The sequence below is a fragment of the Massilia eburnea genome (assembly GCF_009720745.1).
Classification (GTDB): domain Bacteria; phylum Pseudomonadota; class Gammaproteobacteria; order Burkholderiales; family Burkholderiaceae_D; genus Rugamonas; species Rugamonas eburnea.
This window is the reverse complement of the sequence record NZ_WNKX01000025.1, coordinates 66,638-74,872: the sequence shown is the minus strand read 5'-3', so window position 1 is coordinate 74,872 and position 8,235 is coordinate 66,638. Positions and strand designations below refer to the sequence as shown.

11 protein-coding genes and 1 pseudogene are annotated in these 8,235 nt (G+C 63.9%); 7 read left to right on the top strand and 5 right to left on the bottom strand.

Annotated features, from left to right (window positions below; translation table 11 throughout):
* The 6 genes and pseudogenes from GM658_RS28920 to GM658_RS24085 all read left to right on the top strand — a co-directional run.
* A pseudogene (locus tag GM658_RS28920) lies at positions 1 to 258 on the top strand (hypothetical protein); the annotation flags it as partial.
* A gap of 34 nt (positions 259 to 292) precedes the next feature.
* The gene (locus tag GM658_RS24105; protein ID WP_371865247.1) at positions 293 to 709 is read left to right on the top strand and encodes a hypothetical protein; all 417 of its coding nucleotides are present in this window, start codon (positions 293 to 295) and stop codon (positions 707 to 709) included.
* Positions 706 to 1,374 carry a C39 family peptidase gene (locus tag GM658_RS24100; protein ID WP_155456612.1) on the top strand — a complete coding sequence of 223 codons (669 nt, stop codon included), beginning with the start codon at positions 706 to 708 and terminating at the stop codon, positions 1,372 to 1,374. Before GM658_RS24105 ends, GM658_RS24100 begins: the two co-directional genes overlap by 4 nt.
* 13 nt (positions 1,375 to 1,387) lie before the next feature.
* Positions 1,388 to 1,798 (top strand): hypothetical protein, encoded by a 411-nt coding sequence (locus GM658_RS24095; RefSeq protein ID WP_155456611.1) that lies wholly within the window; start codon positions 1,388 to 1,390, stop codon positions 1,796 to 1,798.
* Positions 1,799 to 1,816: 18 nt separating this feature from the next.
* On the top strand, positions 1,817 to 3,124 hold the full coding sequence (locus tag GM658_RS24090) for a DUF2059 domain-containing protein (protein WP_155456610.1): 1,308 nt from the start codon (positions 1,817 to 1,819) through the stop codon (positions 3,122 to 3,124).
* A gap of 50 nt (positions 3,125 to 3,174) precedes the next feature.
* Positions 3,175 to 4,113 (top strand): MBL fold metallo-hydrolase, encoded by a 939-nt coding sequence (locus GM658_RS24085; protein ID WP_155456609.1) that lies wholly within the window; start codon positions 3,175 to 3,177, stop codon positions 4,111 to 4,113.
* Positions 4,114 to 4,188: 75 nt separating this feature from the next.
* Here GM658_RS24085 and GM658_RS24080 read toward each other — a convergent pair whose 3' ends face one another.
* From GM658_RS24080 to GM658_RS24070, 3 genes are all read right to left on the bottom strand, one after another.
* A complete protein-coding gene (locus GM658_RS24080) occupies positions 4,189 to 5,244 on the bottom strand; it encodes an alkene reductase (protein WP_155456608.1) in 1,056 nt (351 codons plus the stop codon).
* Entirely contained in the window at positions 5,241 to 5,549 is a 309-nt protein-coding gene (locus GM658_RS24075; protein ID WP_155456607.1) for an ArsR/SmtB family transcription factor, read from the bottom strand. Before GM658_RS24075 ends, GM658_RS24080 begins: the two co-directional genes overlap by 4 nt.
* Before the next feature lie 80 nt (positions 5,550 to 5,629).
* Positions 5,630 to 5,989, bottom strand: a complete 360-nt coding sequence (locus GM658_RS24070; protein WP_155456606.1) for a DUF1304 domain-containing protein — start codon at positions 5,987 to 5,989, stop codon at positions 5,630 to 5,632.
* Positions 5,990 to 6,113: 124 nt separating this feature from the next.
* Between GM658_RS24070 and sugE the strand changes: the two genes are divergently transcribed.
* The gene (gene sugE / locus GM658_RS24065; RefSeq protein ID WP_155456605.1) at positions 6,114 to 6,434 is read left to right on the top strand and encodes a quaternary ammonium compound efflux SMR transporter SugE; all 321 of its coding nucleotides are present in this window, start codon (positions 6,114 to 6,116) and stop codon (positions 6,432 to 6,434) included.
* Here sugE and GM658_RS24060 read toward each other — a convergent pair.
* Together GM658_RS24060 and GM658_RS24055 are read right to left on the bottom strand one after the other, a co-directional pair.
* Positions 6,431 to 7,219: a substrate-binding periplasmic protein gene (locus tag GM658_RS24060; protein ID WP_155456604.1), complete on the bottom strand. Its 789-nt coding sequence runs from the start codon at positions 7,217 to 7,219 to the stop codon at positions 6,431 to 6,433. The genes sugE and GM658_RS24060 overlap by 4 nt on opposite strands.
* 39 nt (positions 7,220 to 7,258) lie before the next feature.
* Positions 7,259 to 8,221 carry a M14 family metallopeptidase gene (locus GM658_RS24055; RefSeq protein ID WP_155456603.1) on the bottom strand — a complete coding sequence of 321 codons (963 nt, stop codon included), beginning with the start codon at positions 8,219 to 8,221 and terminating at the stop codon, positions 7,259 to 7,261.
* Between the last annotated feature and the right edge of the window lie 14 nt (positions 8,222 to 8,235).

Genomic DNA, 8,235 nt, shown 5'->3' with positions numbered 1-8,235 from the left:
GGCGGCAATACCGGCGGCGCGGGCGGCGACGGCGGCACCAATACTGCCGGCACGGCGACTGGCGGCGCAGGCACCGGCGGCACCGGCGGTGCGGGCGGCACCAACAACGTCAGCGCCGGCACCTTCGACATGTCGAACACCATGAGCAATGTCGGCCAGTCGGCGGCCGGCATCATGGTGGTCAGCCAGAACAGCGGCATGTCCTCGCTGGTGCAGCAGAGCGTGAACGTGCAGGCCAACCTGGCCGTGGGCAAGTGAGCCACGGGGCATCATGCGAGGCTTAGGCAGGCCAGTGCAAGTCCTGGCTCTATGCGGCGTCCTGGCGCCGGGCCTGGCGGCAGCGGCGCCGTGGGTGGATGCGCTGCCGCTTGGCCCGCTGCTGGCGGCGCCGCAGCCTGGCGCCGTGCAGCCTGCGCCGGTGCTGGCCGAAAGCACCCGGCCTGCGCCGGAGACGGCGGCCGATGCCGGCCCGCGTCCGGCGCAGGATGAGCGCCTGGAACAGATGCGCGGCGGCAGTGATGCGCCGTGGAGCGATATGAAGCTGTCGGGCACGGTCGCCAACAACAATGCGGTGAACGTGGTGACGGGCTCGAATATCGTGACGGACGGTGCGTTCAGCAATGCGTCGGGATTGCCGATGGTGATCCAGAATTCCGGCGCGAACGTGCTGATCCAGAATGCCACCATCGTCAACGTGCAGATCAAATGAAACGCATCTTCAGCGTTCTGGCACTTCTGCCGGCATTTGCCGCGCAGGCCGCCGACTTCACAGCCGGCGGCGCCAGTTTTGTCTTGCCGGTGACCAGCCTGAAGGAGGCGCGCTTCCGCACGACGGTACGCCAGCAATACGATTTCAGCTGCGGCTCGGCCGCGCTGGCGACTTTGCTGAGCTACCACTACGATTTTCCGGTCGCGGAACAGGACATATTCCGCGAGATGTTTTTGCGCGGCGACCAGCCGCGCATCAGGCGCGAAGGCTTTTCGCTGCTCGACATGAAGCGCTACCTGGCCGCGCGCGGCTTTACGGCGGACGGTTTCGAGCAGCCGCTGGACAAGCTGGCGCAAGCGGGCTTGCCGGCGATCGTGCTGGTGGCGACCAATGGCTACCGGCACTTTGTGGTGATCAAAGGCGTGGAGGGCGGCCGTGTTCTGCTGGGCGATCCGGCCGGAGGCACGCGCGCCCTGCCGCGTGCGGATTTCGAAGCGATCTGGCAGAACCGCCTGCTGTTCGTGATCCATGGCCGGCCGGGCAAGCCGCATTTCAATGAGACGGCGGATTGGCGCGTGGCGCCGCAAGCGCTGCTGGCCGAAGGCATCCTGCGCGACAGCCTGCGCGACGTGACCGTGCCCAAGCTGGGCGCGGGCAATTTTTGAGGGGGAGTGCACGATGAATCGAGGACTTGGCGGCCTGCTGCTGGTGCTGGCGCTACCTGCCATGGCGCAGGGGCCGCCCGAGGGCTGGACGCCGGCGCCGGAGGCGCAGCTGGAGCAGGCGCGCGGCGGTTTCGAGACCCCCAACGGCTTGCTGGTGGCGCTTGGCGTCGAACGCATGGTCGAAGTGAATGGCGTGGTGGTGGCGCGCAGCCGGGTGGAGCTGGCCGACATGGGACGGCTGGCCGATTCACCCCAGGCCCGCGCCGAGCTGGCGCCGCTGCTGGTACAAAACAATGCGAACGGGCAGCTAATCCGCAGCATGACCACCATTGATCTCACGGTCAATGCGCTGTCGACGCTGAAAGGGCTGAACCTGGAGGGCAACCTGCGCCAGGCTTTGTCGAGTGCCGTGGTGCCCCGTTAGCCCGCGAGGGAGCGAACGATGCAGCGAATAATCTGTGCCGGCGCGGCCGGGATGCTGATCCTGGCGAGCCCGGCGGCTTTGGCGCAATTGCCGCCGGAGCAGCGCAGCAATGCCGAGCTGGCGGCCGAACTGGCCGACTTGAAGAAAGCGCTCGCCGAACAGCGCGCCTTGCTGGAGCAGTTGCGCCAGCAGGTTGCGGACGCGCGCCTGGCCGCAGAGCGTGGCATGGGGGGCGCCGGCGCGGGCGCAGCCTCGGGTTCGCCGCAAAGCCAGCCGCAACCGCAACTGCCGCCATCGTCGCCGGCTCCGGCCGGAGGCGGGCAACAGCCGGTGCTGGCCGTCGGCCAACCGCCCAAGCGCGACAGCAAGCCGCCGGAGGTGGCCCCGATCTTCGAATCGCCCGGCGTGCTGACGGCCCGCGGCAAGCTGGTGCTCGAACCGTCTTTCCAGTTCGGCTATTCCTCGAGCAACCGCGTAGCGCTGGTGGGCTATACCATCATCCCGGCCTTGCTGATCGGCCTGATCGACGTGCGCGAAGTGAAGCGCAATACCAGCACCGCCACCTTGAGCGGGCGCTTTGGCCTGAGCAACCGCAGCGAGCTTGAACTGCGCCTGCCTTACATCTATCGCTCCGATTCCACGGTGAGCCGCGAACTGTTTACCGGTACCGCAGTGGAAAATGTGTTCGACACCAGCGGGCGCGGCGTGGGCGACGTTGAACTGACGCTGCGCCACCAGCTCAATGATGGCGGCGTGGACAAGCCGTTCTACGTGGCAGGCCTGCGCTTGAAGACCCGCACCGGGCGCGATCCCTTCGAAGTGGTGACCGATTGCGTGCGCCGCTGCGTCGGCGAGAACGCCAGTGGCACCGGCCTTCCGCTGGACCTGCCAACCGGTTCCGGCTTTTATGCGCTGCAGCCGAGCCTGACCTGGCTCTATCCGAGCGATCCCGCTGTCTTGTTTGGCAGTGTCAGCTACCTGCACAACTTCGAACGCCACAATTTGCGTCGGCAAGTGCTCAACGGCGAATGGGAGCCGCTCGGCAGCGTCAAGCCCGGCGATGTGATTGGCTTCAATTTCGGGGTTGGCCTGGCGCTGAACGAAAAGGCTTCGCTCAGCTTCGGCTACGACCATAGTTCGATCGCGCGCACCAAGCAGAATGGCGCGCCGGCGCCGGGTTCGGTACGCACCCAGTTGGGGACTTTGTTGGTCGGCATGTCCTACCGCCTGAACCCCAAGCGCACTGTGAATGCCTCGGTCGGCGCGGGGCTGACGCGCGACACGCCGGACGTATCGATTACGGTAAGAGTACCAACGAGCATGTAGTTGCCGTTTACGCTAATCTAGCGTTTTGGCAACTAAATGAGAGAGATCCAATGATCCTGAAAAAGCTCGCGGTACCGTTCGCAATTGCCGCATTTGCCAGCGCAGCGCAGGCCGCCGCGCCGATGGCTAAAACCCAGGCGCCGGGTTTTTACCGCATGGCCTTGGGCGACTTTGAAGTCACCGTACTGAACGACGGTACGCTTGACCTGCCAATGGAACAGCTGCTGCATCAGAAGCCTGAGAAAACCAATAAGGCGCTGGCGAAGAACTTCCTGAAGACGCCAGTCGAAACCTCGGTCAACGCGTTCCTGATCAATACCGGCTCCAAGCTGGTGCTGATCGATACCGGCGCCGGCAACCTGTTCGGTCCTACCCTGGGCAATATCCTGAAGAGCCTGAATGCGGCCGGCTATAAGCCGGAACAGGTCGACGAGATTTACATCACCCACCTGCACGGCGACCACGTCGGCGGCTTGGGTACCCAGGACAAGCCGGCTTTCCCGAACGCGATTGTGCGCATGGATAAGCATGACGCGGACTTCTTCCTGAGCAAGGCGAACCTGGATAAGGCCAGCGCGGACGCCAAGGACAACTTCAAGGGGCCGATGAGCGCGGTGTCGGGCTATGGCGATAAGGTGAAACCTTTTGAGGGCAATACCGAGCTGGTGCCGGGTGTGCGCGCAACGTCAAGCTATGGCCATACGCCGGGCCATACCACCTATGTGGTGGAGAGCAAGGGGCAGAAGCTGGTGCTGATTGGCGACCTGATGCACAGCGCAGCGGTGCAGTTCCCTGATCCAAGCGTGACCATTCAGTTCGATAGCGATTCGAAGGCGGCGCTGGCGCAGCGCAAGGCGGCGTTTGCCGAAGCGGCGAAGCAGGGCTATTGGATGGGGGCTGCGCATTTGCCGTTCCCGGCGATCGGGCATTTGCGGGCGGAGGGGAAGGGGTATGAGTTTTATCCCGTGAACTACTCGGTGCCGCGCTAAACCCGGCAAGGCTGGGTCAGACCCGAGGGTCTGACCCAAGTATGCGGAAGCCGCAGGCCGCTGATATGACGGGGTTCAGGCCAGAGCAGGATAGTCGGTATACCCCTCAGCCGTCGGCGCATAGAACAACTCCGGCCGCTGCGCATTCAGCGCCGCGCCAATCTGCAGGCGGCGCGGCAAATCCGGATTCGCAATAAAGTCCTTACCCCAGGCAATTGCATCCGCCCGTCCTTCGGCCAGCGCGGCTTGCGCGCCGGCCACGTCGAATTTCTCGTTGGCGATATACACCCCGCCAAACTCACGCTTCAGCACCGGGCCCAGGGAATCGTCGCCCACCGCTTCACGCGCCGCGATGAACGCAATTCCACGCTTACCCAGCTCACGCGCGACGTAGCCGAAAGTTTCGGCCGGCGACGAGTCGCCCATATCGTGCGCGTCCTGGCGCGGCGCCAGGTGCATGCCGACACGGTCCGCGCCCCACACGCCAATTACGGCATCGGTCACTTCCAGCATCAGGCGCGCGCGGTTCTCGATGCTGCCGCCATATTGGTCCGTGCGCTGGTTGGTCGAATCCTGCAGGAACTGGTCCAGCAGGTAGCCATTGGCGCCGTGGATTTCCACGCCATCGAAACCGGCTTTCTTGGCGTTTTCCGCGCCCTTGCGGTAAGCCTCCACCACGCCGGCGATTTCGGCCAGGTCCAGCGCGCGTGGCACAGCGTAGGGACGTACCGGACGCAGCAGGCTCACATTGCCCTTGGCGGCGATCGCGCTTGGTGCTACCGGCGCCTGGCCATCCAGCAGGCTAGGGTCGGAGATGCGGCCGACGTGCCACAGCTGCAGCACGATCTTGCCGCCCTTGGCATGCACCGCTTCGGTGATGAGTTTCCAGCCTTCGACTTGCTCGTCGGACCAGATGCCGGGCGTGTTTTCGTAGCCGACGCCCTGCGGCGTCACCGAGGTCGCTTCGCTGATGATCAAGCCTGCGCTGGAGCGCTGTGCGTAGTACTCGGCCATCAAGGCATTCGGCACGCGCTTGCCGCCGACGGCGCGCGAGCGGGTCAGCGGCGCCATGATGACGCGGTTTTTCAGGGTCAGGGCGCCGATGGTGATGGGGGTGAACAGGGTGCTCATAGGGTATTCCTCTCATGCTCGATAAATTGCAGGATGACCTCCTCATTGCGCTTGAAGAAATTCCACTGGCCGACACGCTGCACAGTCACCAGCCCGGCTTTCTGCAGGGTGGCGAGGTGGCCGGAGACTGTCGATTGCGACAGGCCGGTCTGCTTGTCGATCATGCCCGCGCAGACACCCAGGGACAGCGGCGCGATCTGCTCGCTGAACCAGGCGTCCGGCTCCTTGAGCCAGGACAGGATCTGGCGCCGGACCGGATTGGCCAGGGCCTTATGGATTGCATCAATATCAATAGAAGTGGTCATATTTCGGTGTTTCGCGATAAGTATATCGGAAATCTCCGATGCCAATATCGGTGCATGACGATGGAATTCAAGGGTTGATTTTAAGCCAGGTGATACAGCGCCAGGGCCACCAGGGCCGGCACGGTCTGGACGAAGATGATGCGTTTGCTGACAGTCAGCCCGCCCCAGATGCCGGCCACGGCAACGCACAGCAGGCCGTAACAGACGAAGGCGGTGCGCACGGCAGGATCGCCATGCAGCAGCCCCACCGCCAGCGCCGCCACCAGGAAGCCGTTATAGCAGCCCTGGTTCGACATCGCCGGCTTGACGACGGCCGCCTTTTCCGCCGACAGGCCGAACACGCGGCGGCCGCGCGTATCGAAGAAGACGGTTTCCAGCAGAACGATATAAACGTGGATCAGCAGGACGATGGCAACGGCGATCTGCGCGAACAGCAGCATTGGGAGACTCCCTGAAAATTTGGAAGCCCAATGATATACTGCCTGCCTTCTCCCGCGGGGACGACCTCGCCGCAAGACCAGGGAGCCAGGCGGGGACGGCCCCGTCATGACTTGGGAGAGCATCATGCATTGGATCGTCCTGTTACTCGCCGGCCTGCTGGAAGTCGTCTGGGCTGTCGGACTCAAATACACCGAAGGTTTCAGCAAACTGGCGCCAAGCGCGGTTACCTTGTCTGCCATGGCAGGCAGCGTGATCCTGCTTGGGCTGGCGCTGCGCGCGCTGCCGCTGGGTACCGCCTACGCTGTCTGGACCGGCATCGGTACCGTGGGCACCGTGATCTGGGGCATCATGATGATGAACGAACCTGCCGGCGTGGCGCGCCTGGTTTGCATCGGCATGATCGTGCTGGGCATCGCCGGCCTGAAATTGCTGTCCCCGCACTAATCGCTGCGCGGGCCAACACCCGATTCGCCGGACCAGCGCGCGTAGATGCGCGCCAGTTCGCCGCTGTCGCTCAGCTTCCTGACCGCGGCGGCCAGCAGCGGCGCCGCTTGTGGCGGCGCCTTCTTGCTCACCCACAGGAACATGGAGTCTTCCTGCAGGATGGCGGGGATCAGCTTGACCTTGCCCTGCATTCCTTGTTCGCGGATCAGCCAGTGCAGGGTCAATTCGTTCATATAGAAATAGCGCCCGTGGCCGGCCAGGATTTTTCTCAGGTTGGTCACGTTGCTGCCGGTACTGTCGTCGACCGTGATGCCGCGCGCGCGCAGCTGGTCGATATACGCTGCACCGCGCGACGTCGTGACCAGGGCGTTGCTGCGCGCCAGGTCGTCCAGGGAACTGATTTGGGCGGTATCGTCGGCCGCTGCCGCCAGGCGCTGGCGCGATACGTACAAGGGCTGCGTAATCGCGATGGCGATATGGCGGCGCAGGGGAGTGGAGACCAGGGCACAAGCCACATCCGCAGTGCCGAGGCGCAGGTTCTGCTCGATCACCAGCGCGGACCGGATGTCTTCCAGGCCCGTAAAGCGGATGCGCGGTTCAACGCGGGTGATGGCGGCCAGGATGTCCGGGCAAACGCCGCTCGAAGGCTGGCCTTCCTTCTGGATCCATTTGGGCGGCAGGCTTTCCTGGCCGGTGACACGCAATACGAGGTCGCCGGCGGCTGCGGCAAAAGGCTGGGCCGCAAGCAGCAGGGCGCCAAGCGCGGTAAGTGGGAATATCTTCATACTGTTTACCCCTTACCGCGATTGTAGAACTAACGACTATCAGACGAAAGAGTCACTCACTTTCGCGAGGTAGAACCATTCGGCATTTGGCTTCGCATTGACGTCGGGGAACAACATATAGGCATCGAACGGCGCCAGCACGGCGCTGCCGTCGGCGCGGCGGCCGATTTCATCACCAACTGTCAGTTTGTCGAAGCTGGACCAGGTGCGGCTGAAGGTATCGGCAGGCGCCAGCTTGTCGTGCACCTCGACCATCGACAGGTATTCCATGTCTTCCAGCGCGATCGGCTCCGGCTTTGGCGCCTCGATCAGGCCGAAGTGGGCCAGCACGTTCATGATGGCTTGATATGCCACGTCCGGCGCGTGCGGGTCGGCATGCTGGCCACATTCCAGGGTCAGCGCCATGCCGCCGGTGCTGCGCATGTATTCGGTGGTGCCGACGCCGTATTTGAGGACGGTCTGCACTTCGCTGTCGTCACGCAGGCGGCGCTGCACGCCGGCGCCGTAGGTTGCCATCCAGCCGTCGACGAAACGCTTGACGCCGAGGATGCGGGCCATCGCGCGTTCTTCGGCTTCGTGCTTGAACGGCTGCAGGGTGCCGTCGTTATTGCGCGGGCCGACCATGACAAAAGGCTGGCTTTGCGCGTTGAAGGAGTGCAGGTCGAGCAGGATTTCGTGCTGGGCGAGCAGGGGGCACAGCCAGTTGGCGATGTGGTCCTCGAAGTCCTGCGGCTTCTCGTTCGGGAACAGGTTGCGGTTCAGATTGCGGTCGCCGGAACGCTGGCCCTTCTGGTACGCCAGCGGATTGGTGATCGGCACGAAGGTCACGCTGCCGTTCAGGATGTGCAGTTCGCCCTTGTCCAACTGCTCCATCACGCGCTGGATACCTTTGGTGCCGCAGGTTTCGTTGCCGTGCACGGCGCCGGTGATGATCAGGCGGCGGCCCTTGCCTTGGCCGGTGTAGTTGACAGATTTGAAATGCAGTGTGCTGGCGTCGGTCATGCTGTTTCCTGGTG